Raw genomic sequence first — 23,819 nt, 5'->3', positions numbered from 1 at the left:
CGATAAAACGCCACTGCCATCGCGCAGGCAAACGCCCTCAAAGCAATACCGGCTGCTTTGACAGCAGCGATTCGCGTAATGCTATGCCGATGCGCGTCGCCTCGGTAGCGTCGGCCAGCGTCAGCTCAAGCTTGCGCCGAAGCCGTATCGCCTCCACGAAACTGGTGATCTCCGTCAGGAAAGCATCTTCAAACCGCTCAAAGAAGCTGGGCACGCACTCATTGCGGACGCCGTGCGCATCGGCGATCTCGAGGCGGTTCTTGCGCGGATTGCTACCCACGGTCAAACGCCAGCGGTACCTGTAATTTCAGTCATGGTGTCATGTCCATGCGCCATGGTGCGCGAGGCATAGAACGTGGCCAGCTTACCGTTATCGAACTCGCAGATGGCGACGCCATTGTCGACATCCTGGAACTGCTGCAGATCCTGGTGGATGGCGCGGGTGCCGCTGGCGTAGACCCGGATCGGCTGCGGATTACCCAGCAGCCAGCGCGCCAGGTCGATATCGTGCACACTGCAATCGAGGAATATGCCGCCGCTGGTGGCTGCAAACTTGACGAAGAAGCCATCTGGATCGTATTGATCACAGGTTTGCGAATACACCATGAATGGCGAACCGATGGCGCCTTGCTGAATTTTCTTGTAGGCGTCCTGATAGCTGGCGTCGAAGCGCCGCACAAAGCCGATCATGACCTGCAGCTGCGGGTGCCGAGCAGCTTCAGCTTCGACCCGGCGGCAATCCTCCAGGTCTAGCGACAGCGGCTTTTCGCAAAACACGTGCTTGCCGGCCTGCAGGGCCTGGATGATCTGCTGCGGATGCAGGGATGTCGGCGTCACCAGAAATACGGCATCCAGACCGTCATGCGCCAGTAACGCGGCATAGTCTTCATACAGATGCGGCACCTGCAAAGTATCGCGCGCCCACTCCAGCTCGCTTTGCAGTGGGCTGCAGGCCGCAACCAGGGTTGCCCCGGCGACGCGCGACATGAGGTTTTCTGCATGACGGCGCCCTAACCTGCCAAGGCCGACGATGCCGACCTTCAGTATTGGCGCGTGATGTGATGATGGATTCATTTTGCCAGCTCGATAGTACGATTTTCACGCCAGGACAGCGTCGCCGCTTCCGCCAGTTCCAGCGCCTTGACGCCGTCTTCGATGGTGGTGCGCACCGCAGCCCGATTGACCACGGCATCGAAGAAATGGGCAATCTCGCTGGCATATGCAGCCCGGTAACGCTCCAGGAAGAAGTGCTCAGGCTTGTCCTGGCTGACGTGATGGGCGCCGGCAGCGACTACCTCGGTCGGCTTGTGATTGCCGGCTTGCAGCATACCTTTGCTGCCAAGCACTTCAAAGCGTTGATCGTAGCCATAGGCGGCGCGACGGCTGGTGTTGATCTGGCACAAACGGCCGCGGCGGCTGCGGATGGTGACAGCCGCGCAATCGATATCGCCGGCTTCGGCAATCGCCGGATCGGTCAGGCAACTGCCGGTGGCCGAGATGCTGACGGCTTCGTCTTCCAGTATCCAGCGGAAAATATCGAAATCGTGGATCAGCATATCTTTGAATATGCCGCCCGAACTCTTGATATACGACACCGGCGGCGCGCCTGGGTCGCGGCTGGTGACGATCAGCATTTCCGGATCGCCGATTTCGCCGGCTGCCAGGCGCGTTTTCAGCGCACTGAAGGTCGGATCGAAACGGCGCTGGAAACCGATCATGCAAGTCACGCCGGCATCCGCCACCGCGCGCGCGCATGCCTTGGCGCGCTCCAGCGTCAGGTCGACCGGCTTTTCGCAAAAGATCGCCTTGCCTGCCGCCGCTGCGCGCATGATCAAATCTGCGTGGGTGTCGGTGCTGGAGGCGATCAGCACTGCGCCTATGCTCGCATCGGCCAGCACGCTGTCGATATCCGCCACTTGCGCTCCGTGTTGCTGCGCCAGTTCTTGTGCGGCTTGCGTATTAATGTCGCTGACATATTTCAGATTGGCGCCTGGCTGCAGCACCAGGTTGCCTGCATGGATCTTGCCGATGCGGCCGGCGCCGAATACTGCAACATCAATTGCCAGATTCGTCATGTTCTATCTCCGTTCTAATTGGCGTAGTTTGCGTTGGTATCGCTTTCTGCCATTGTAGGCATGAATCCTCAAAATAGAAACAATTTTCCGTTTATTTTTTTAATCGAATATTTTTTGCATGACAGGCAATCAGCACCGGCGTTGACTGTCATGCATTTTCTTGGCAGACCGCTAGCGCAGGCGCAACTTGTAACGTGCTGCGAGCGTGGCGATCACGCTCAATAATGCCCCGCCGATTACGTAGAAGGTCACCGCCAGCTTGTTGTCTGTAACCGCGATCAGCCAGGTAATGGTCATGCCGGCGAAACCGCCGAAAATCATTACCGCGATGTTGTAGCTCAGAGACATGCCGGTGCCCCGGGTCTGGACCGGGAAAATATCCGACAACAGTGCGGGCATGGAAGCGAAATACATGGTCATCAACAGGCCGATCACGCCTTGCACCAGCAGCAGGTTGACGAAGCTCGGGTTGAACGACAGCCAGGAGAACAACGGATAGGTCAGCACGACGAACAGTATGCTGCTGGCCAGCATGAATGGGGTGCGCCCATATTTGTCGGAGAGCTGGCCGACCACCGGAGAGAACAGCAGCATGATCAGGCCAGCCAGGATGGTGGCGCTGAACGAAGCAGTCGACGTCATGCCCAGCTGCTTGACCGCATAGGTCGGCATGTAGACCACCAGGTACACCGACACGGTCGCCATGATGACGCTGCCCGAGCCGATCAGCAACTGCATTTTCTGGCTGCTCATGATGTCGCGCAGCGGCGTGCGGGTAGCGTCGGCCTGGGCGAACTCAGGCGATTCTTCCAGGTTCTTGCGGATGTAATAGCCGGCCGGCCCGATCAGCAGGCCAAAGAAAAACGGCAGGCGCCAGCCCCAGGATTCCAGCTGCTCCGTGGAGAGCTGGGACGACAGCAAGGCCCCGGCCAGCGCCGCCAGCACGATGCTCAGACCCTGGCTGGCGACCTGCCAGCTGGAAAAGAAGCCGCGCCTGTGCGGTGCATGCTCCACTAGAAAAGCGGTCGAGCTGCCGAATTCGCCACCGGCGGAAAAACCTTGCAGCAAGCGCGCCAGCACGATGCCGGCCGGCGCCCACAAGCCGATCTGGGCATAGGTCGGCATGATGGCGATCAGCAAGGTGCCGATCATCATCAGCAGGATCGACAGCGTCAAGGCCGCCTTGCGGCCGACCCGGTCAGAATAGGCGCCGATCACCACCGCGCCCAGCGGCCGCATGAAAAACGAGACGCCGAAGGTGGCAAAGGTAATCAGCAGCGAAACGGTCTGGTTCGCCGTCGGGAAAAACAGTTTGGCGATGGTGACCGCCATGGCGCTGTACAGCAAGACATCGAACCATTCCAGGGCATTGCCGATGGAAGATGAAATGACGGCGCGCCAGGTCTGCGGGTGCTGTTCGAAAGGCGTTGCGACGGTACTGCGGCTTGCGATGCTGCTCATAGACATATCCTTTTTTGTTTGACTACGTTGATACCCCTGATTCCGGCGTTCTTGCTCCCCTTACTGCGTCCTTTTCTGCGCTCCGATTCTCCCCCTTCCTGCCATTTCACAGTCCGGTTTTGATGTTGCATCACAGCATGGATTCACCTTGCCAGCCACGCAGCGAGCACGTATAAATCAAATGTAATCGATTACATTTAAATTGGCCACAGCAAACCATTCCCTCACATGCCGCCCAAGAACCCGTCCGCCTCGATCGCCGCTGTCGCCCTGCATGCAGGCGTATCGGTGGCGACTGTTTCGCGTGTCATGAACGACATGGATGGCGTACGACCCCTGACCCGCGACAAGGTAATGGCCTCCGTGACGGCCTTGGGCTACCGCATGAACCACCTGGCGCGCAACCTGCGCACAGCCGCCAGCCGCCTGCTGCTGACTATGGTGCCGGATGTCGGCAATCCGTTTTATTCAGAGATCGTGCGCGGCATCGATAGCGTGGCGCGCGAGCACGGTTATTTCGTCATGCTGTGCGACACCGGCGCCGAAGCCGGGCGCGAAAGTGCCTATTTCGACCTGCTGCGCACGCACCGCGCCGACGGCGCGATCTGCCTTGACCCAGATACCGTGCAGCATGCCCTTGCCAACGAATCCAACATCCTGCCATGGGTCGCCTGCTGCGAATTCGATCCCGCCATCGCCGTGCCGTATGTCGGTGTCGATAACTACCGTGCCGCCGGCGACGCCGTACGCCACCTGATAGCCCGCGGCCACAGCCGGATCGGTCTGATCAATTCGGACCAGCGCTACCGCTATGCACGCGAACGCCAGCGCGGTTATCTCGACGCCCTGCAGGCGGCCGGATTGCAGGCGCGCCCTGAATGGCGGCGCCAGGTCGACAGCCTGGACTACGACGCCGGCAAACACGCTACGCTGCAGATGATGACGCTGCCGGACGCCCCCAGCGCCGTCTTCGCGGTGTCCGATACGCTGGCTATCGGCGCCCTGAGCGCCCTGCGCCAGCTGAACAAACGTGTGCCGGAAGAGGTTGCCGTGGTGGGTTTCGACGATATCGCCATTGCAGCACAAACCTGGCCGGCGCTGACCACCATCGCCCAACCCATGCGCGCCCTCGGCGAAACCGCGGCGCAGTTGCTGCTGCAGCGGCTGGCAGACCCGCAAGCTACCGTGCAAGGGGTCCTGCTGCCGCACCGGCTGGTCCAGAGGGAGAGCAGCTGAGATGAGCGTCGCTGTCCGCTTCGAAAATATCCGCAAGGATTTTGGCGCGGTGCGTGTGCTGCACGGCGTCAGTTTTGAGCTCGAACTGGGCCGGGTCTACGGCTTGCTGGGCGAAAACGGCGCCGGTAAATCGACCCTGATGAAAATATTGGCGGGTTATGAAAGCATCACTGAAGGCGAGTTGATGATTGACGGCGAAAGCCGCCATTTCACCGGGTCGCGCCAAGCCGAAGCTTGCGGTATTGTCCTGATCCACCAGGAATTCAACCTGGCTGAGCACCTGACCATCGCCCAGAACATTTTCCTCGGCCATGAAAAACGCAAGGGCTGGCTGCTGGATGACGCCGCCATGCGCAGCGAAGCCGCAGCCTGCCTGGCCCAAGTGGGGCTGGACTTAAGCCCGGACACCAAGGTCAGCGCCCTGATCGTCGCCGAGAAACAGCTGGTGGAAATTGCCAAAGCCTTGTCGCGCAAGGCGCGTCTGCTGATCATGGACGAACCCAGCGCCACGCTGACATCGAGCGAGACGCAAAGGCTGTTTGCCTTGATGGCGCAGCTCAAGCAGCAAGGCGTCACCATCATTTACATTTCGCACAAGCTGGATGAAATCGAGAGCCATACGGATGAGGTGATCATCATGCGCGACGGCCGTTTCATCACCCGCGAACCGACCGCCAGCCTGGATCGGCACCAAATGGCGAACCTGATGGTGGGACGCGATGTGTCGGACATGTTTCCGCCCAAGTTGATGCCTGCGGCGGATGCGCCGGTGCTGCTCAAGGTGGAACACCTGGCGGTACCAGGCTGGATCCCTGACCTCGGTTTTGAAGTGCGCGCCGGTGAAATCCTGGGATTTGCCGGACTGGTCGGCGCCGGCCGCACCGAAGCCATGGAAGCGCTGATCGGCCTGCGTCCGCGCAGCGGCGGCCGCATTGCCATCGGCGGCATGCAACTGGACCTGCGCAGCCCGCGGCAAGCCATGCAGCATGGCCTGACTTACCTGAGTGAAGACCGTAAGGGCAAAGGCTTGCACGTCGATCTCGGCTTGCGCGAAAACCTGACTCTGATGACGCTGGAGCGTTATAGCCACCCCCTGCTCGACCTGCAGGCAGAAAAGCAGGCGCTCGCCCGCGCCATCCAAGACTTCAACATCCGCACCGGCAATCCGCAGGCGAACGAGCAAATGAAGGCGCGCATGCTGTCCGGCGGCAACCAGCAAAAGCTGGCGCTGGCCAAATACCTGCACGCCGACCCGCGCGTCGTCATCCTGGACGAGCCGACCCGCGGCGTCGACGTCGGCGCCAAGCGCGACATCTATTTCCTGATCCAGCGCCTGGCTGCAGAAGGCCGGGCGGTAATTGTCATTTCATCCGAGCTGATTGAACTGATCGGCCTGTGCCATCGCGTCGCCGTCATGCGTGCCGGCGTTCTGCAAACAACGCTGGCCAGCGACCAGCTGACTGAAGAGGAGTTGATTTCCCATGCTACCGGCACCCGTTGACTCCCGCGCATCCGCCCGGTTTTTACAATATCTCAATCATCTGAAGGGTCTGGGCCCGGTGCTCGGACTGATCGGCCTGTGCATCGCCGGCACCTTGCTCAACGGCGATTTCGCTACCGTCGACAACCTGATGAACGTGCTGACCCGCACCGCATTCATCGGCATCATTGCGGTCGGCATGACGTTTGTCATCATTTCAGGCGGCATCGACCTCTCGGTCGGCTCCATGGCTGCGCTGATTGCCGGCAGCATGATTTATTTCATGAACATGCTGATGAGCGCAGGCACCCTCGGGCCGCTGACCATCCTGCTCATCGGCATCGCGATGGCGCTGCTGCTGGGCCTGGCTTTCGGCTGCCTGCACGGCTTGCTGATCACCAAAGGCAAGATCGAAGCATTCATCGTCACACTGGGCACGCTGGGCATCTTCCGCTCGGTGCTGACCTATCTGGCGGACGGCGGCGCGCTGACGCTGGACAACCAGCTGTCCGACCTGTATAGCCCGGTCTACTACACCAGCCTGCTGGGCATCCCCATCCCGATCTGGGTATTCCTGGCGGTGGCTTTGGGCGGTGCGCTGATCCTGAACCGTACCGCGTTCGGCCGCCACGTGCAAGCAATCGGCTCGAACGAACAGGTGGCCCGTTACGCCGCCATCCGGGTCGATTTCGTCAAGACCTGCACCTACATGCTGCTCGGCGTATGCGTCGGCATTGCCACCGTGCTGTACGTGCCGCGCCTCGGCTCAGCCTCGCCGACCACCGGCCTGCTGTGGGAACTGGAAGCGATTGCCGCGGTGGTGGTTGGCGGCACCGCGCTCAAGGGCGGCTCCGGCCGCATCGTCGGCACCGTGGTAGGTGCGATCCTGCTGTCCGTGATCAGCAACATCCTTAACCTGACCAGCATCATCAGCGTCTACCTGAATGCGGCAGTACAGGGCGTCGTCATCATCGCAGTAGCTTATTTCCAGCGCGGCCGGCATTAAAGGTTCCTGTCGGTAGCGCAATGTCGTCTGTAGTTTCAACACCGGATGCCGATAGCGGCACCATCAACTGGAGGAGATACCATGCACTCGATCCATCGTATGTTCAGCCGCGGCTTGTTGCCGGCTGCCGCCCTGGCCGCATTTGCCTACAGCACCGCCCTGCCCGCCCACGCCGCCGACAAGGTCACGCTCGGCGTCGCCATTCCGACTGCTACTCACAGTTTCACCTCTGGCATCGTGTGGTGGGCCAATGAAGCCAAGAAAGAACTGGAAAAAGCGCATCCCGACCTGAAAATCATCGTCAAGACTTCGGCCGCGGCATCGGAGCAAGCCAACCAGCTGCAAGACATGCTGACCGTCAACAAGATCAACGCCCTGGTGATCTTCCCGCTGGAATCGGCCGCGCTTACCCAGCCGGTGGCGCAGGTCAAGAGCAAGGGCGTGTACGTCACGGTGGTTGACCGCGGGCTGACCAATACCGCCGCCCAGGACGCCTATGTCGCCGGCGACAATACCGCCTTCGGCAAGCTGCCGGCCGAGTACCTGGCCAAGCAGCTCAACGGCAAGGGCAACATCGTGGTGTTGCGCGGCATCCCGACCACCCTCGACAACGAACGATTCGATGCTTTCAGCGCAGTCATGAAAGGACATCCGGACATCAAGATCCTCGATGCCAAATACGGCAACTGGAACCGCGACGACGCCTTCAAGGTGATGCAGGACTACCTGACCCGCTTCCGTCAGATCGACGCGGTCTGGGCGGCGGATGACGACATGGCGGTCGGCGTGCAGAAAGCCATCGACCAGGCCAAACGCAGCGACATCAAGGAGATTTTCGGTGGCGCCGGCGCCAAGGGAGCCGTCAAGAAGATCATTGACGGCGACAAGATGATCAAGGCCGACGTATCGTATTCGCCGAAATTCATCTACGACGCCATCAAGATGACTGCCGAAGCCCGCCTCAAGGGTGAGAAACTGCCGGCGACCACCATCATCCCGTCAGTGCTGATCACCAACCAGAACGCCAAACAGTTCTATTTCCCCGATTCGCCGTTCTAATGCGGGACCGCGCTGCTTCGGCGGCGCGGTTCTGCATGCTTTGCACGAAAGGACTACACCGTGAAAACGATACTAGGTCCGGCCCTGTTTCTGGCCCAGTACATGGGCGACAAGGCGCCGTTCGACACCCTGGAAAACCTGGCCCGGTGGGCTTCGGCGCTGGGCTACAAGGCGCTGCAGTTACCCACCGACGTACGCCTGTTCGACCTCGAACTGGCGGCGCAAAGCCAAACCTATTGCGACGACATCGCCGGCATGCTGGCCGGCCACGGTTTGCAGGTCAGCGAACTGTCGACCCATCTGCAGGGCCAGCTGCTGGCGGTGCATCCGGCCTACGATGTGCTGTTCGATGGCTTTGCGCCGCCGGCGCTGCGTGGCAATGCGCCGGCGCGCACCGCCTGGGCCGAAAACCAGTTGCATTGCGCAGCCATCGCCTCGCGCCGGCTCGGCCTGCGCGCGCACGTCACCTTTTCCGGCGCGCTGGCCTGGCCCTACCTGTATCCCTGGCCACAGCGTCCGGCCGGACTGGTGGAAACCGCGTTCGCCGAACTGGCGCGGCGCTGGCGCCCAGTGCTCGACGCTTTTGACGACGCCGGCGTCGATCTTTGTTATGAGCTGCATCCCGGCGAAGACCTGCATGACGGCGTCACTTTCGAGCACTTCCTGGAAGCGGTCGATCACCATCCGCGCGCGAACATCTTGTACGATCCCAGCCATTTCCTGCTGCAGCAACTGGACTACCTGGCGTTCATCGACATCTACCACCGGCGCATCAAAGCCTTCCACGTCAAGGATGCCGAGTTCCGCCCCACCGGCCGGCAAGGCGTCTACGGCGGATTTTCCGACTGGCGGGAACGCGCCGGACGCTTCCGCTCGCTGGGCGACGGCCAGATCGATTTCAAAGCCATCTTTTCCAAGATGGCGCAATACGATTTTCCCGGCTGGGCCGTGCTGGAATGGGAATGCGCACTCAAACATCCGGAAGACGGCGCCGCCGAGGGTGCAGAATTCATCCGCCGCCATATCATCCGCGTCAGCGAACGCGCCTTCGACGATTTTGCCGGCGGCCAGGTGCAAACGGCGCAGATTGCGCAAATATTAGGATTGGACTAGACATGGGCATCAATCACGGCAAGCAGGAAAGCAGGCTGTCACGGCGCTTGCGGCTGGGCATGGTGGGTGGCGGCGACGGCGCTTTCATCGGCGCTGTACACCGCATGGCGGCGCGGCTTGACGACCACTATGAACTGGTGGCGGGCGCGCTGTCCGGCAACCCGCTGCGAGCGGCGTCCAGCGCCGCCGCGATACGCCTGGATCGTAGCCGCAGTTATTCCGACTATCGCGAGATGGCGTTGCGCGAAGCCGCCCGCTCGGATGGCATCGACGTGGTGGCGATCGTCACCCCCAACTACCTGCATGCGCCGGTCGCCACCGCGTTCCTGGAAGCCGGCATCCATGTCATCTGCGACAAGCCGCTCGCCGTCTCGCTGCAAGAAGCGAAAGCGCTGGCAGCCCTGGCGCAACGTAAGAATCTGGTGTTCGCCCTCACCCATACATATACCGGCTACCCGATGGTGCGCCATGCCAAGGAACTGGTTGCATCGGGCGCGCTAGGCGAATTGCGCTTGCTTCAGGTGGAGTATTCCCAGGACTGGCTGGCCGATGAAATACCCGCTGCCGCCGCTGCTGCTGCAGATGGCACGCAAGATCCGGCGGCGCTCGGCTGGCGCTCCGATCCGGCGCGCAACGGGTCGGCAGGAACCCTGGGCGATGTCGGCAGCCATGCCTACCAGCTGGCGCAATACGTTAGCGGCGTGACGCCGACCCAACTGCTGGCTGAGCTGCATACCTTTGTGCCGGGACGCCTGCTCGACGACCATGTACAAGTAATGCTGCGCTACGCCAACGGCGCGCGCGGCACGCTGTGGGCCAGCCAGGTCGCCACCGGCTGCGAGAATGCGCTGCGGCTGCGCCTGTACGGTAGCAAGGCCAGCCTGGCGTTCGACCAGGAAAATCCGAACCAGCTATGGTTCACGCCGCAAGGCGGCCAGGCGCAATGCCTCACGCGCGGCCGTGCGCGGGGCCAGGCTGCGGCGCACGCTACCCGGGTGCCGGCCGGCCATCCGGAAGGTTACCTGGAAGCGTTTGCCCAGCTCTATGTCGATGCCGCCCAGCAGATCGCAGCGCTGAACGACGGCCGCGCCATCCCTGATCACAGCCGCTTCCTGACCACCGTCAAGGATGGCGTGCAAGGCATGCAATTCATTGAAGCCGTGCTGCGCAGCCATGCGCAGGATGCCAGCTGGGTCAGCCTGGAACCATCGGCATAGACGTAAAAAGCCCCGTTGTAACAGCAACGGGGCTTCTTGTTCAGTGCGTTCGATTACCTCGATACGCCCTTTCTACTCCATGCTTCCAATTGATGCGGACGCAAGCTGTCGTATTCTTCGAACGGCTGGTGTATCCACGGATTGGTCGGCAGGTAATCGACGTAGTAATCCGGTTTCAGCGAAGAACAGGCTTTCCACCAGATCACCGCCGACTTGGCCTCAGTCACCGGCGCGTAATTTTCCTTCAGGTGATGCAAGACCTTGTCCAGCGTGACGCCGGAATCGACCAGGTCGTCCACCACCAGCACGCGGCCCGCCAGGGCGCCCGGCTCATGGTGATGTGCTTGCCGATATCCAGCTCGCTGCGCACCGTGCCGGCATCTTCGCGGTACGAACTGGTCGACAGGATCGCCAGCGGCACGTCAAAAATACGCGAGAAGACGTCGCCCGGACGCAGGCCGCCGCGTGCCAGGCACAGCACTTGGTCGAACTGCCAGCCGGAAGCATGGACGTTCAGGACCAGTTTTTCAATGATGCGATGATATTCATCCCACGACACCCACAGGTGCTTGTCATCAGATTTATTCATATTGTTTTTATTTAAATGGGTGGCGCAGAACGATGGTTTCCTCACGGTCGGGACCGGTCGACACCATATCGATAGGCACGCCTACCAATTCTTCGATACGTTTGATGTAGGCACGGGCTGTGGCCGGCAAGGCATCCAGCGATTTGGCGCCGACCGTGGATTCACTCCAGCCCGGCATTTCTTCATAGATAGGCTGGCACAGCGCCGCTTCTTCAGCGCCGACCGGGAAGATATCCACGATCTTGCCGTTGAGCGTGTAGCCGGTACACAGCTTCAGGGTTTCCAGGCCATCCAGCACGTCCAGCTTGGTCAGGCACATGCCGGAAACACCGTTGATCTGTACCGAGCGCTTGAGCAAGGCGGCATCGAACCAGCCGCAGCGGCGGGCGCGGCCAGTCACCGTGCCGAATTCGTGGCCGACGCTGGCCAGATGTTTGCCTACACCCTGGTCGGTCGGCAGTTCGGACGGGAACGGACCGGAGCCGACGCGTGTGGTGTAAGCCTTGGTGATGCCCAGGATGTAGTGCAGCATGTTCGGACCGACGCCGCTGCCGGCAGCGGCATTGCCGGCCACGCAGTTGCTCGAGGTGACGAACGGGTAAGTGCCGTGGTCGACGTCCAGCAGGCTGCCTTGCGCACCTTCGAACAGCAGGCTGGCGCCGCCGTTGTGGGCTGCATACAGGTCGCTCGATACGTCAGCCACCATCGGCCTCAGACGCTCCACTGTCGCCAGGGCATCGTCCAGCGTCTTTTGATAATCGACAGCCGGCGCCTTCAGGTAATTGGTGAGGACGAAATTATGGTATTCCAGATTGGCTTTCAGCTTTTCTGCAAAACGCTTCTCGTTGAGCAGGTCAGCCACGCGGATTGCGCGACGAGCCACCTTATCTTCATAGGCCGGGCCGATGCCCTTGCCGGTGGTGCCGATCTTCGCATCGCCACGCGCCGCTTCGCGTGCCGCATCGAGTGCGGTGTGGTAAGGCAGGATGATCGGGCAAGCTTCGGAGATCTTCAGGCGTGACGCCACTTCGACGCCGGCCGCCTGCAGTTTGTCGATCTCGCGCAGCAGGTCAGGCACCGACAGCACGACGCCGTTGCCGATATAGCAGGCGACGCCCGGGCGCATGATGCCGGACGGGATCAGCTGCAACGCCGTCTTGTGACCGCCGATGACCAATGTATGGCCAGCGTTATGGCCACCCTGAAAACGCACAACTGCTTGTGCGTGGTCGGTCAGCCAGTCAACGATCTTGCCTTTTCCTTCGTCGCCCCATTGGGTGCCAATCACAACGACGTTTTTTGCGGTGCTTTTCTGTAACATCACTTAGTCCAAATTTTTGATAATCCAGTTTCCATTTTCGAGTACAACCGCACGGTCGCAATCGAACTCGTCTTGATCGTTTTCATGGCCGGGCAGACTCTGGATCACAACTTCCCCAGCCTTGCGCAATTCAACGATCTTTTCCTTCAAACCTGCTTCAACTCCCCAAGGCGCATGAATCGCACGCTTGCGGATTGCTACCGGAATCAGTCTTGCCAGCTCTCGCAAATCCATCGAGAAGCCGGTCGCCGGCCGCGAACGGCCGAATGCCGCACCGACGTCGTAGCGGCCGCCGCGCAGTATTGCGTTCGGCAAACCAGGGACGTAGGCGGCGAAAATCAAACCACTTTCGTAATGATACCCGCGTAAATCGGCTAAATCGACGGTGACGCAATCTTTCCCGGCAGCTTCCGCCAGGGTTTCCAGTTCGTCAAGCGCTTTGGCGATGGCCGGCAAGGCCGGCAGTACCTGCCGCGCCTGCTGCAGCACGCCGGCGTCGCCGTATAAACCTGGCAGCGCCAACAGCGCGGCCCGCGTTTCCGGCTTGTAATCGACGCTGATGGTACGCAAACCTGGCAAATCCTTGGCTTCCAGCAACCCGACCAGTGCACTTTCATCCACTTTTGCGGCGCGATCGCCGCCGATGATGGTGCGCAGGATGCCGACATGGCACAAATCCAGGCGTACTTGGGTAATCCCGGCCAAGGCCAGGGTCGCCAGCGCCAGTTCCTGGATCTCGGCATCGGCTTCAAGGCCGAGGTGGCCGTAGATTTCCGCCCCGATCTGCAAGGGCTCGCGTGTGGCGTGCAAGCCGATCTGACGGGTATGCAGGACGCTGCCGACATAGCACAGGCGGGTCACCGACTCGCGGTTCAGTAGATGCGCATCGATACGCGCTACCTGGGTGGTCATGTCGGCGCGGATGCCGAGGGTGCGGCCGGACAACTGGTCGACCAGCTTGAAAGTCCGCAGGTCGGTGTCCTGGCCGGCGCCGGCCAGCAGCGATTCCAGGTACTCCAGCATCGGCGGCATGACCAGCTCGTAGCCGTACAGGCGGAAATTGTCCAGGATCAGACGGCGCAGGTCTTCTATCTTGCGCGCCTCGGACGGCAGGACGTCGGCGATATTTTCAGGGAGAAGCCAATTCGGCATAGGAAAAATGAATCTCAGGAAGGTTATTTTTTACTGACAGGCGCAATCCGCTTGCCAGCAAAACATCATCATTAACTTTAATGGGCCTGGTTCCTTGCAACAACGTTACAAGTATTTTGCCGGCGAAAATAAGGAATGGCGCCTCAAGCGAGGGCGCCATTCCCAGATTACTTAGGCCCCGCCAGGAAATAAGTTGGGCTTTTGGGGGGCTGTAGCTGGTGCGCTGCTGCGTTGCCCGCCCAAAAGCCCAACTTATTCCCTAACGGGCCCTTATTCCGACAGTGGCTGGCTTACTTTTTGGCTGGCGCTGCTGCTCCACCACCGGCCGGACTGCGGAAATATTTAAAGAATTCCGAATTCGGATCAATCACCATCAAGTCCTGGCGGGTCTTGAAGCTGGCGCGATACGCTTCAAGGCTGCGGTAGAACTTGTAGAACTCCGGATTCTGGCCAAATGCCTGGGCATAGATCTGCGAAGCCTTGGCGTCGCCCTCGCCGCGCATCTTTTCAGCATCGCGATAAGCTTCCGCCAGAATCACCGTACGCTGCTTGTCGGCATCGGCGCGAATCTTTTCCGAATCGGCAGAACCGGTGGAACGCAATTCATTGGCGACCCGCAAACGCTCAGACTTCATGCGGTCATACACCGACGCATTGATCTGGTCGACATAGTCCACGCGCTTGAGGCGCACATCGATGATATCGACGCCGATCTGCTTGGCTTCTTCCGCCACCTTGCTGCGGATCGAATCCATGACCTTGCCGCGCTGGCCGGAAATCACTTCGCGCACGGTGCGCTTGGTGATTTCATCGTTCAGGGCTGCCTTGACGATTTGCGACATACGGTCCTGCGCGCGCTTTTCATCGCCGCCGAAACTGACGAAGTACAGTTTCGGATCGGTAATTCGCCATTTTACAAAGGCGTCGATCAGGATGTTCATCTTCTCGGCCGTGATGAAACGGTCGGTATCCGGCGGATCGATGGTCAGGATGCGCTTATCCAGGAACAACACGTTCTGGAACGGCGGCGGCAACTTGAAATGCAAGCCAGGCTCGTTGATCACCTGCTTGACTTCGCCGAAGGCAAACAGGATCGCGTACTGGCGCTGGTCGACGATAAAGATGGTCGAAAACATCAGCCAAAGCGCCAGGAAGATACATACCAGCAATGAGATAAGGCGATTCATTATCGGCCCTCCCGATCGCGGGAGTCGCGGCTATCGCGCGAGCGATCATCCGGCTGCGGCCGCTGCTCTACCGTGCTGGCGCCGTCCTTCATCACTGTCGACGGAATCGTGCCGGTGCTGCTGGCTGCGCTGGCGGCCGGTGCGGCGCCAGACACTGACTGCGAAATCAGTTTATCCAATGGCAAATACAATAAATTACTCCCGCTTTTAGCATCAACCATTACTTTTGTCGTATTCGCAAAAATCTGTTGCATGGTGTCCAGGTACATCCGGTCGCGTGTCACTGCCGGTGCTTTCTGGTATTCCGTCAGAACCTGCTTGAAGCGTGAAGCATCGCCTTCCGCATTGGCAGTCACCCGTGCGCTGTAGGCTTCGGCTTCCTGCAACAAACGCGATGCTGCACCGCGTGCTTTCGGAATCACGTCGTTGGCGTAGGCCTGGCCTTCATTCTTTTGACGCTCACGGTCCTGGCTGGCTTTGACTGCATCGTCGAACGCCGCCTGCACCTGCTCCGGCGGCTGTACGCCTTGCATGGTGACATTGGTGATCTGCACGCCGACCTTATAGCGGTCCAGGATCTGCTGCATCAGCTGGCTGGTGTCCAGCGCGACTTTCTCGCGGCCTTCGTACAGCACAAAATCCATCTTGCTCTTGCCGACGACTTCGCGGATCGCGGTTTCCGCTACCTGGCGTACGGTCTCTTCCGGATCGCGCACGTTGAAAACCCAGTCGGAAGCGCTTTTCAGCGTGTACTGCACGGCAAACTGGATGTCGATGATGTTTTCATCATCGGTCAGCATCAGGGCTTCTTTCGGCTGCTTGTTCTTGGCGCTGGCGCGATAGCCCACTTCCACCGTGCGCACCTGGGAAACGTTGACGATTTCGTGGCTCTGGATAGGGTAAGGCCAGCGCCAGTTGAAGCCCGGCGTGGTCGAATGGCTGTATTTACCGAATGTCATCACAACGCCGGTCTGGCCTTCCTGCACGGTAAAGAAACCGCTGGCCAGCCACAGCAGGACCACTACCACGGCAATCGCACCGACGCCGACGCCGGCGCCCTTCATGCCTGGATTGAAGCCGCCGCCGCTGGAATCGCCGCCACCGCCGCTCTTGTTGCCAAGCAGGCGCGTCAGGCGCTGGTTAAAGTCCTGCCACAGCTTGTCCAGGTCCGGCGGGCCGCCATTGTTTGGCTTCTTGCCGTCGTTGTTTTGCTTGTTGTCATTTTGCGAATTCCGGCCCCATTGCGGGTCGTTCAGCGAAAATTTCACACCAAGTTTTTTGAATAGGGTACCAAGCATTCGATCGTTATCTTTAAGTAAATAAAACAAATAGGTTGGAATGCTCGTGAGAGGCGCTTGGTCAACATTGCTCGCTTACAGTGGCCTGTTACCGTTGCCCTATAAGAACTTGTAAGAATTTGTTTAAAACTGCTTCACACTTGTTTAATGTGGTTATTCTCAAGATCCGCAGCCGGCGCCGGATAGGCCGTTGCTGTTGGTGCCTGGACAACAAATTCTGTAATGGCCTGGCGTAACAAATCCAGTCCTATGCCCTTTTGCGCGCTGATAAAAACTCGCTGAATTTTATCATACTCATCACGCTCGATCGAAGGCGCCAGTTCCGCTGCATCAATCTTGTTCCACACCAGAATCTGCGGAATATGATCGGCGCCGATTTCCTTCAACACCAGGTTAACTTGCTCGATCTGCTCCATGCGCGCCGGACTTGCCGCATCGACCACATGCAGCAGCAGATCGGCATGGATGGTTTCCTCCAGGGTAGCGCGGAATGCCGCCACCAGCTGATGCGGCAGTTCACGAATGAAGCCGACCGTATCGGAAATCACCACACTGCCCGCCTCGCCCAGATACACCCGCCGGGACGTGGTGTCCAGCGTTGCAAACAGTTGATCCGCTGCATACACGCCGGCCTTGGCCAGCGCATTGAACAAAGTCGACTTGCCGGCGTTGGTGTAGCCCACTAGAGAAATCGATACCGTCGCGCTGCGGCCGCGTGCTCGCCTTTGCGTTGCATGCTGCTTGTGCAGCTTGTCCAGCCGTGCGCGCAAGGCCTTGACCCGGTCGCCCAGCAGGCGGCGGTCGGTCTCGAGCTGCGTTTCACCGGGACCGCGCAGGCCGATACCGCCCTTTTGCCGTTCCAAGTGAGTCCAGCCGCGGATCAGGCGCGTCGCCAGATGCTGCAGTTGCGCAAGCTCAACCTGCACTTTACCTTCATGGCTTTTGGCTCTTTGGGCAAAGATATCGAGGATCAGACTGGTCCGGTCCAGGACTCTTACTTTGAGTACGCGCTCAAGATTGCGCTGCTGCGCGGGCGACAGGGCATGATTGAAAATGACGATTTCAAGTTCGTCATCAAACACGGCGTCGGCGATTTCCTGTGCCTTGCCGGAACCGACAAACAAGGCGGCGTCCGGGCTGCTGCGCTTGCCGGTGATGGTGACAAACGGCTGCGCGCCGGCAGACTTGGCCAGCAAGGAGAGCTCTTCAAGACTCGCGGCAAAGTCGCCTTTGCCGAAGTCCACTCCGACTAGCGCTGCGCGCATAGGAACAATCGAGTAGCCGCCCCGCTCTGTGACAAAGCGGCCGGCAAATGGTTATTCTGCTTCAGATTCAAGATTCAGATTGACAGCGCGTGCAGGAACGACGGTTGAGATGGCGTGCTTGTATACCATTTGGGTAACGGTATTACGCAGTAAAACGACGTATTGGTCGAAGGATTCGATATGGCCCTGCAGCTTGATGCCGTTGACCAGATAGATAGAAACCGGAACATGCTCTTTACGCAAGGCGTTCAAAAACGGGTCTTGTAACAATTGCCCTTTATTACTCATGGCTACTCCACTGTGTTGTTGTGATTAGAAGTCAAATGCAAAATGCATGTTAGAACCAATATGATTCTAAGTGAATGACTCGGTGGGTGTTTTACGAATGTAAACGATTTTCAGATTTACTGCTTAGAAAAAAGTATTTTTAAAAGATTATTTTTCCTGGCGCGCGTATGGATTTCGGCTAGATCTGAATTCGATACGTAATGGAGTCCCAACCAGCGAAAAAGTTTCGCGGAAATGTTTTTCCAGATAACGCTTATAGTTATCTTCGATCGACTCCAAGGCATTGCCGTGGATGACGACGATAGGCGGATTCATGCCGCCCTGGTGGGCATAGCGCAGCTTCGGACGGATCGAACCCTTACGCCGCGGTTGCTGATGCTCTACCGCCTCGATCAGGGCACGCGTCAGTTTTGGCGTGGTCAGGTTGGACATCGCTGCCGCGTAGGCGGAATCGATGGATTTCATCAACGGCGTAATGCCGGTCGACTTCAATGCAGAAATGAAGTGAAATTTCGCAAACGACAGGAAATTCAACTTGCGGTCCATGTCCATCTTGATTTCATCGCGACGGTCGCTGGTCAGGCCATCCCACTTGTTGACGCCAACCACCAGCGCGCGGCCGGTTTCCAGCACGAAGCCGGCGATGTGCGCGTCCTGCTCGGAGATATCCTGCTGGGCATCCAGCAGCAGCAGGACCACATTGGCTTCCGAAATCGATTGCAAGGTCTTGACCACCGAAAACTTCTCGATGGCCTCAAACACCTTGCCGCGGCGCCGGATACCGGCGGTGTCGATCAAGGTGTATTTCTTGCCGTCGCGCTCGAAAGGGATCTCGATCGAATCGCGGGTGGTGCCAGGCATGTCGAACGCAATCACGCGCTCTTCGCCTAGCAAAGTGTTGACCAGGGTCGATTTGCCGACATTCGGCCGGCCGACGATGGCGATCTTGATGCCGCGGTCTTCCTTGCCTTCCGGCTCTTCCACTTCCGGCGGACGCTGGGCGAACGCCAGGTCGAGCGATTCTTCCACCAGGTCGGTGACGCCATCGCCGTGCGCGGCCGAGATCACGTAAGGATCGCCCATGCCGAGTTCGTAGAATTCGGCGGTGACCGAAGTGTACTTCATGCCTTCCGACTTATTCACCACCAGCATCACCGAGCGGCCCGACTTGCGCAGGAAGTCGGTGATGGTCTTGTCGTGCGGTGTCAGGCCCTGGCGGCCGTCGACGATAAAAATCACGACATCGGCTTCCGCCACGGCCTGCTTGGTCTGCTTGGCCATTTCGTGCATGATGCCTTCTTTGGCCACCGGCTCGAAACCGCCAGTATCAATCACCAGGAATGGCCGCTCGCCGACCCGCCCTTCGCCATAATGGCGATCGCGAGTCAGGCCGGGCAAATCGGCGACCAACGCGTCACGGGAACGCGTCAGGCGATTAAATAACGTCGATTTGCCGACATTGGGACGTCCTACAAGTGCTATTACTGGCTTCATTAAAATCTTACTCTGTCGCAATAGCGATCAATGTTCCTGCTTTGGTTTGAAAAATCACATTAGAGCCAGCTACCACCGGGTTCGGCAGTACTGCGCTGCTATCTGCACGGATCCGTGCTTTCAGTGCGCCGTCTTCACGCGACAAGAAGTGAATATACCCTTCATAGTCGCCGACAACCACTGTATTGCCCAATACTACCGGAGTAGTCAGGACACGATTGGCCAACTGCTTGTTCTGCCATACTACCGTACCGCTGTCCAAAGTGAAGGCCGAGATTGCACCACGCTCGTCAGCGGCATAGATATTGTGGCCGTCGCTGCCGACGCCGACATCGCTGGAAAACGGCTTGACCCAGTGCGCTGTACCGCTGCCGGCATCAAAACAACCGACTCGGCCCTGATAGGCGACGGCGCAGACTTCGCGGCCGACGATCACCGGCATGCCGGCAGCATCTGCTACCCGCTCCAGCTCGGTAGTGCCGCGCGGATCGCCAATCGCCATTTCCCACCATGGACCGCCATTGGTCAGGTTCAAGGCTGCCAGGCGGCCGCCCGGCAAGGACAGGAATGTTGCCTGTGGAACAACCAGGATGCCAGGCGCCGAGCGTAAGGTCAGCGGCGGCAAGGTGCGCAACACGACCCAGCGGCGTTCGCCGGTTTCGGCATCGTATGCGGCGATACGGTTATCCTGGCTGCGGACGATCACCAGTCCCTGGCCAACCGCCGGCGCCGACAGGATTTCGCTGCTGGCTTGTGCCTGCCAGCGTTTCTTGCCTGCAGTATCGAACGCCAGCAGCATGCCCTTGTCGCCGGCCACGGCGACGGTGGTGCCGTCGGTGCCGACGCCGCCGGTCAGCTTGCTGCCGGCGTTGATCTTCCAGGCCAGCGCGCCGGTAGTGGCGTTGACGCGGGCGATAGTGCCGTCAGTCGCCGCTGCGTACACGCTGTCGCCGCCAACCGCCGGCGAGAAAGTAAAGATGGAAGCGCTGCCTATCGATTGCGTCCAGGCTGGATGCACTTTCAGGCTTTGCGTAAACTCGACCAGAGGGGCCGGCGGATTACTTGGCGCCTTGCCGCTGAACAATGAACAACCGCCCAATATCAGCAGAGCGCCGGCACAGGCAACCGCTCGCATAGTCATAACACGCATATTCTTCCTTTTTCGAATTATCAGGCTGCAGCTTTGGCTGGAGCTCCGCCAATCGCATCCAGTTTCAATTGAATCAATTGCTTGCCGGGATTCTTGCTATCCATCTTGTCCAAGGCCAGCTGGTAAGCGGCGCGCGCTTCGTCCAGCTTGTTCTGCGCGACCAGGATGTCGCCCTTGCGGTCAGCGGCAGCGCTGGCGAAAGGCGCAGGCAAGTCGGCGGCCAGCACTTTCAAGCCGTCGTCATAAGCCTTCTGGTCCAGCAAGATGCCGGCCAGGCGGATGCGGGCCAAGGCTTTGTAATCGGCATCGTGGCCGTGGTCGACCACCCATTGCAGCTGATCCTTGGCGGCGTTCAGATCGTTGGCGTCGAACGCCGTCTTGGCGGCCGCCATGGCGGCCATGCCGGCATAGGCGGTGCTGCCGAACTTCTGCTGGATATCGGCCGCGGCGCGCTGCACCTTGGCGTTGTCTTTCGCCGTCACGGCTTTTTGCTGCTCGTCGTAGAGCTGCGAAGCCTGCAAGGCTTGACTGCGCTGATAGTAATTCCAGCCGGACCAGCCGGCATACGCCGCCAGCGCGATAATCAGCACCCAGGTGGTCAGATTGCCGTACTTTTCCCACCAATTCTTGAGCGTTGCCAGTTGTTCCTGTTCGTCGAGATCGAATGCCATATGTTTTTTAGTTGTTGATTTTAGTGATGATAATGAACGTGATCGCCATGGTCGTGACCATGGTCGTCACCTGCTCCGACGATCTGATCAACCAGATAATCGCTTACCGCATCGAAAGGTACGACACTTTGATTGCCGCCGCTCGCTTTTTCGCCATCGGCCGCATGATCATGCCCTGCGCCACTGTCGGCACGCAAGGTCTTGACAGTCGCGGTATGGTTGGCGACTTCATCGTCACCGATGATGATGGCGTATGCCGCACCGCTGGCATCGGCCCGCTTCATCTGTGACTTGAAACTGCCGCCGGCATTGGACGAAGCGCAATGTAGCACAACATCCAGCCCGGCATTGCGCAAACGCTCTGCCAGCACGAACGATTGCAGCTGCGCCGCCTCGCCCTGGTGCACCAGATAGACGTCGCATTCATTACGTTGCGCCTGTTCGCCATTGGCGCGCATCAGCTCCAGCAAGCGCTCCACGCCCATGGCAAAACCGCAGGCCGGAGTCGGCTTGCCGCCGAACATTTCCACCAGCGGATCGTAGCGGCCGCCACCACAGACCGTGCCTTGCGAACCGAGCTGGTCGGTGACCCACTCGAACACGGTGCGGTTGTAGTAGTCCATGCCGCGCACCAGGCGTGGATTGATGGTGAACGGAATATTGTTGTGGTTCAGGATCTTTTGCACGCCTTCGAAGTGCGCCAGCGATTCCGCGCCCAGGTAGGACAACAGCTGCGGCGCAGCGTTAACCATTTCCTGCATCGCCGGATTCTTGGTGTCCAGGATACGCAGCGGATTGGTATGCAAACGGCGCTGTGCATCGGCGTCCAGCAGTTCCTGATGCTGCTCAAAGTAAGCGATCAGGTCAGCGCGGTGGCGATTACGCTCTTCCGCGTCGCCGATCGAGTTCAGCTGCAGCTTGACATCCTGCAGGCCGAGGTCGTCCCAGAGCCGTTGGCACATCATGATCAGCTCGGCATCGATATCCGGGCCGGTAAAGCCCAGCGCTTCGGCGCCGACCTGGTGGAACTGGCGATAGCGTCCGCGCTGCGGCCGCTCGTGGCGGAACATCGGGCCGTTATACCAGAGCCGCTTAGGACCGTCATAGGTCAGGTTATGTTCGATCGCCGCGCGCACCACGCCGGCGGTGCTTTCCGGACGCAGGGTCAGGTTGTCGCCGTTCATCGAATCGGTGAAGGAGTACATTTCCTTTTCAACGATATCGGTGACCGCACCGAGGCCGCGCGCAAACAAGGCAGTCGGCTCGACGATAGGCGTGCGTATCTTCTGGAAGCCGTAGCTCTTCAGCACCGATTCAACCGTGTTTTCAAACAATTCCCACAAGGCCGCATCGGCCGGCAGGATATCGTTCATTCCTTTTACGCCGACGATTTTTTCGGCTTTCTTATTTTCTGACATTCTTTTTCAATTCACTTGTAGTGATCAATCACATTGATCAGTTTTTCGTCATTGTTCTTATGTTGCTCAGGCGGCCGGCTGGCCGTAATGGCTCTTCACATAATCCAGCACGACTGCCTGGAATTCTTCGGCAATCCGCTCGCCACGCAGCGTCAGCTTCTTCTCGCCATCGATGAATACCGGCGCCGCAGGCGATTCGCCGGTGCCCGGCAAGCTGATGCCGATATTCGCATGCTTGGATTCGCCAGGGCCATTCACGATACAACCCATGACAGCCACATTCATGCCTTCCACACCCGGATAGGCTTTTTTCCAGACTGGCATCTGATCGCGCAGATAGGTCTGGATCTTGTCGGCCAGGTCTTGGAACACAGTCGACGTGGTGCGACCGCAACCAGGACAGGCAATCACCATCGGCGCAAACTTGCGCAAGCCCATGGTCTGCAGGATTTCCTGGCCGACGATCACTTCGCGCGTGCGGTCGCCGCCCGGTTCCGGCGTCAGCGAAATGCGGATGGTATCGCCTATGCCTTCCTGCAGCAGCACCGACAAGGCCGCAGTCGAGGCGACGATGCCTTTACTGCCCATGCCAGCTTCGGTCAATCCGAGGTGCAGCGGATAGTCGCAGCGGCGTGCCAGTTCCCGATACACCGCAATCAGGTCCTGCACGCCGGACACCTTGCATGACAGGATAATCCGGTCGGCGGCCAGGCCCAGCTCTTCCGCTCTCTGCGCATTTTCAATGGCCGAGGTCACCAGCGCTTCGTACATCACCGCCTGCGCCGGCCATGGCTGGCTGCGTGCCGCGTTCTCGTCCATGATGCGCGCCAGCAGCGCCTGATCTAGACTGCCCCAGTTGACGCCGATACGCACCGGCTTGTCGTACTTGCAGGCAGCTTCGATCATCTGGGCAAACTGGGTATCGCGCTTGGCGCCCTTGCCCACATTGCCCGGGTTGATGCGATATTTCGACAAAGCCTGAGCGCACTCAGGATAATCGTTCAGCAAAGTATGGCCGTTGTAATGGAAGTCCCCCACCAGCGGCACATCGATGCCCATCTTGTCCAACTGCTCGCGGATCGCCGGCACTGCCGCCGCCGCCTCCGGATTATTCACAGTAATCCGCACCAGTTCGGAACCGGCGCGCGCCAGGTCCTTGACCTGGATCGCGGTGCCGATAGCGTCGGCGGTATCGGTATTGGTCATCGACTGCACCACTACCGGTGCGCCGCCGCCCACCACGATCTTGCGCTCGCCGTAGCTGATCACCGCGCCGCGGCTAAGACGTCGTACGCTGGGGCCTGAGCCGATCGGAAGATTCATGAACGTCTCTCTTTCA

19 protein-coding genes and 2 pseudogenes are annotated in these 23,819 nt (G+C 59.4%); 6 read left to right on the top strand and 15 right to left on the bottom strand.

Translation table 11 applies throughout. The annotated features are described in order from the left end of the window. Positions 1 to 37: 37 nt before the first annotated feature. The 3 genes and pseudogenes from CPter91_RS11560 to CPter91_RS11550 form a co-directional block, all read right to left on the bottom strand. Positions 38 to 1,074 (bottom strand): annotated as a pseudogene (locus CPter91_RS11560) (Gfo/Idh/MocA family oxidoreductase). Continuing rightward, positions 1,071 to 2,075 (bottom strand): inositol 2-dehydrogenase, encoded by a 1,005-nt coding sequence (gene iolG / locus CPter91_RS11555; protein ID WP_061940326.1) that lies wholly within the window; start codon positions 2,073 to 2,075, stop codon positions 1,071 to 1,073. The pseudogene CPter91_RS11560 and the gene iolG overlap by 4 nt, the downstream one beginning before the upstream one ends. Before the next feature lie 171 nt (positions 2,076 to 2,246). Beyond that, positions 2,247 to 3,536 (bottom strand): MFS transporter, encoded by a 1,290-nt coding sequence (locus tag CPter91_RS11550; protein ID WP_061940324.1) that lies wholly within the window; start codon positions 3,534 to 3,536, stop codon positions 2,247 to 2,249. A gap of 228 nt (positions 3,537 to 3,764) precedes the next feature. On the opposite strand from CPter91_RS11550, the gene CPter91_RS11545 reads away from it, so the two are divergent. From CPter91_RS11545 to CPter91_RS11520, 6 genes are all read left to right on the top strand, one after another. Then, entirely contained in the window at positions 3,765 to 4,772 is a 1,008-nt protein-coding gene (locus CPter91_RS11545; RefSeq protein WP_082792784.1) for a LacI family DNA-binding transcriptional regulator, read from the top strand. A gap of 1 nt (position 4,773) precedes the next feature. Beyond that, the gene (locus tag CPter91_RS11540) at positions 4,774 to 6,273 is read left to right on the top strand and encodes a sugar ABC transporter ATP-binding protein (protein ID WP_061940320.1); all 1,500 of its coding nucleotides are present in this window, start codon (positions 4,774 to 4,776) and stop codon (positions 6,271 to 6,273) included. Then, positions 6,254 to 7,258 carry an ABC transporter permease gene (locus CPter91_RS11535; protein ID WP_061940318.1) on the top strand — a complete coding sequence of 335 codons (1,005 nt, stop codon included), beginning with the start codon at positions 6,254 to 6,256 and terminating at the stop codon, positions 7,256 to 7,258. The genes CPter91_RS11540 and CPter91_RS11535 overlap by 20 nt, the downstream gene beginning before the upstream one ends. An 81-nt stretch (positions 7,259 to 7,339) precedes the next feature. After that, positions 7,340 to 8,317, top strand: coding sequence for a substrate-binding domain-containing protein (locus CPter91_RS11530; RefSeq protein ID WP_061940316.1), 978 nt, complete (start codon positions 7,340 to 7,342; stop codon positions 8,315 to 8,317). A gap of 60 nt (positions 8,318 to 8,377) precedes the next feature. After that, positions 8,378 to 9,430, top strand: a complete 1,053-nt coding sequence (locus tag CPter91_RS11525; RefSeq protein ID WP_061940314.1) for a sugar phosphate isomerase/epimerase family protein — start codon at positions 8,378 to 8,380, stop codon at positions 9,428 to 9,430. A gap of 2 nt (positions 9,431 to 9,432) precedes the next feature. Beyond that, a complete protein-coding gene (locus tag CPter91_RS11520; RefSeq protein ID WP_061940312.1) occupies positions 9,433 to 10,647 on the top strand; it encodes a Gfo/Idh/MocA family protein in 1,215 nt (404 codons plus the stop codon). A gap of 53 nt (positions 10,648 to 10,700) precedes the next feature. On the opposite strand, the pseudogene CPter91_RS11515 reads toward CPter91_RS11520, so the two are convergent. From CPter91_RS11515 to ispG, 12 genes and pseudogenes are all read right to left on the bottom strand, one after another. Beyond that, positions 10,701 to 11,236 (bottom strand): annotated as a pseudogene (locus CPter91_RS11515) (phosphoribosyltransferase). A 7-nt stretch (positions 11,237 to 11,243) separates the two neighbouring features. Continuing rightward, positions 11,244 to 12,557: an adenylosuccinate synthase gene (locus CPter91_RS11510; RefSeq protein ID WP_061940310.1), complete on the bottom strand. Its 1,314-nt coding sequence runs from the start codon at positions 12,555 to 12,557 to the stop codon at positions 11,244 to 11,246. A gap of 3 nt (positions 12,558 to 12,560) precedes the next feature. Continuing rightward, positions 12,561 to 13,709, bottom strand: coding sequence for an ATP phosphoribosyltransferase regulatory subunit (locus CPter91_RS11505; protein WP_061940308.1), 1,149 nt, complete (start codon positions 13,707 to 13,709; stop codon positions 12,561 to 12,563). A 290-nt stretch (positions 13,710 to 13,999) separates the two neighbouring features. Continuing rightward, positions 14,000 to 14,896 carry a protease modulator HflC gene (gene hflC / locus CPter91_RS11500; RefSeq protein ID WP_061940306.1) on the bottom strand — a complete coding sequence of 299 codons (897 nt, stop codon included), beginning with the start codon at positions 14,894 to 14,896 and terminating at the stop codon, positions 14,000 to 14,002. Beyond that, positions 14,896 to 16,194: an FtsH protease activity modulator HflK gene (hflK, locus tag CPter91_RS11495; protein ID WP_061940304.1), complete on the bottom strand. Its 1,299-nt coding sequence runs from the start codon at positions 16,192 to 16,194 to the stop codon at positions 14,896 to 14,898. Before hflK ends, hflC begins: the two co-directional genes overlap by 1 nt. Positions 16,195 to 16,328: 134 nt before the next feature. After that, positions 16,329 to 17,459 (bottom strand): GTPase HflX, encoded by a 1,131-nt coding sequence (gene hflX / locus CPter91_RS11490; RefSeq protein ID WP_061940302.1) that lies wholly within the window; start codon positions 17,457 to 17,459, stop codon positions 16,329 to 16,331. A gap of 51 nt (positions 17,460 to 17,510) precedes the next feature. Next, positions 17,511 to 17,747 carry an RNA chaperone Hfq gene (gene hfq, locus CPter91_RS11485; protein WP_019141241.1) on the bottom strand — a complete coding sequence of 79 codons (237 nt, stop codon included), beginning with the start codon at positions 17,745 to 17,747 and terminating at the stop codon, positions 17,511 to 17,513. 147 nt (positions 17,748 to 17,894) lie between these two features. Further along, positions 17,895 to 19,241, bottom strand: coding sequence for a ribosome biogenesis GTPase Der (gene der, locus CPter91_RS11480; RefSeq protein WP_061940299.1), 1,347 nt, complete (start codon positions 19,239 to 19,241; stop codon positions 17,895 to 17,897). 7 nt (positions 19,242 to 19,248) lie between these two features. Continuing rightward, entirely contained in the window at positions 19,249 to 20,391 is a 1,143-nt protein-coding gene (gene bamB / locus CPter91_RS11475; protein ID WP_082792783.1) for an outer membrane protein assembly factor BamB, read from the bottom strand. Between the two features lie 20 nt (positions 20,392 to 20,411). Further along, positions 20,412 to 21,062, bottom strand: coding sequence for a YfgM family protein (locus CPter91_RS11470; protein ID WP_061940295.1), 651 nt, complete (start codon positions 21,060 to 21,062; stop codon positions 20,412 to 20,414). A gap of 20 nt (positions 21,063 to 21,082) precedes the next feature. After that, a complete protein-coding gene (gene hisS, locus CPter91_RS11465; protein ID WP_061940293.1) occupies positions 21,083 to 22,480 on the bottom strand; it encodes a histidine--tRNA ligase in 1,398 nt (465 codons plus the stop codon). A 66-nt stretch (positions 22,481 to 22,546) separates the two neighbouring features. Further along, positions 22,547 to 23,803, bottom strand: coding sequence for a flavodoxin-dependent (E)-4-hydroxy-3-methylbut-2-enyl-diphosphate synthase (gene ispG, locus CPter91_RS11460; RefSeq protein WP_061940291.1), 1,257 nt, complete (start codon positions 23,801 to 23,803; stop codon positions 22,547 to 22,549). Positions 23,804 to 23,819 lie beyond the last annotated feature (16 nt).

It is taken from the genome of Collimonas pratensis (assembly GCF_001584185.1).
Lineage (GTDB): Bacteria > Pseudomonadota > Gammaproteobacteria > Burkholderiales > Burkholderiaceae_D > Collimonas > Collimonas pratensis.
Note: the sequence above shows the minus strand (reverse complement) of the source record. Positions and strands in the feature narration are given on the sequence as shown.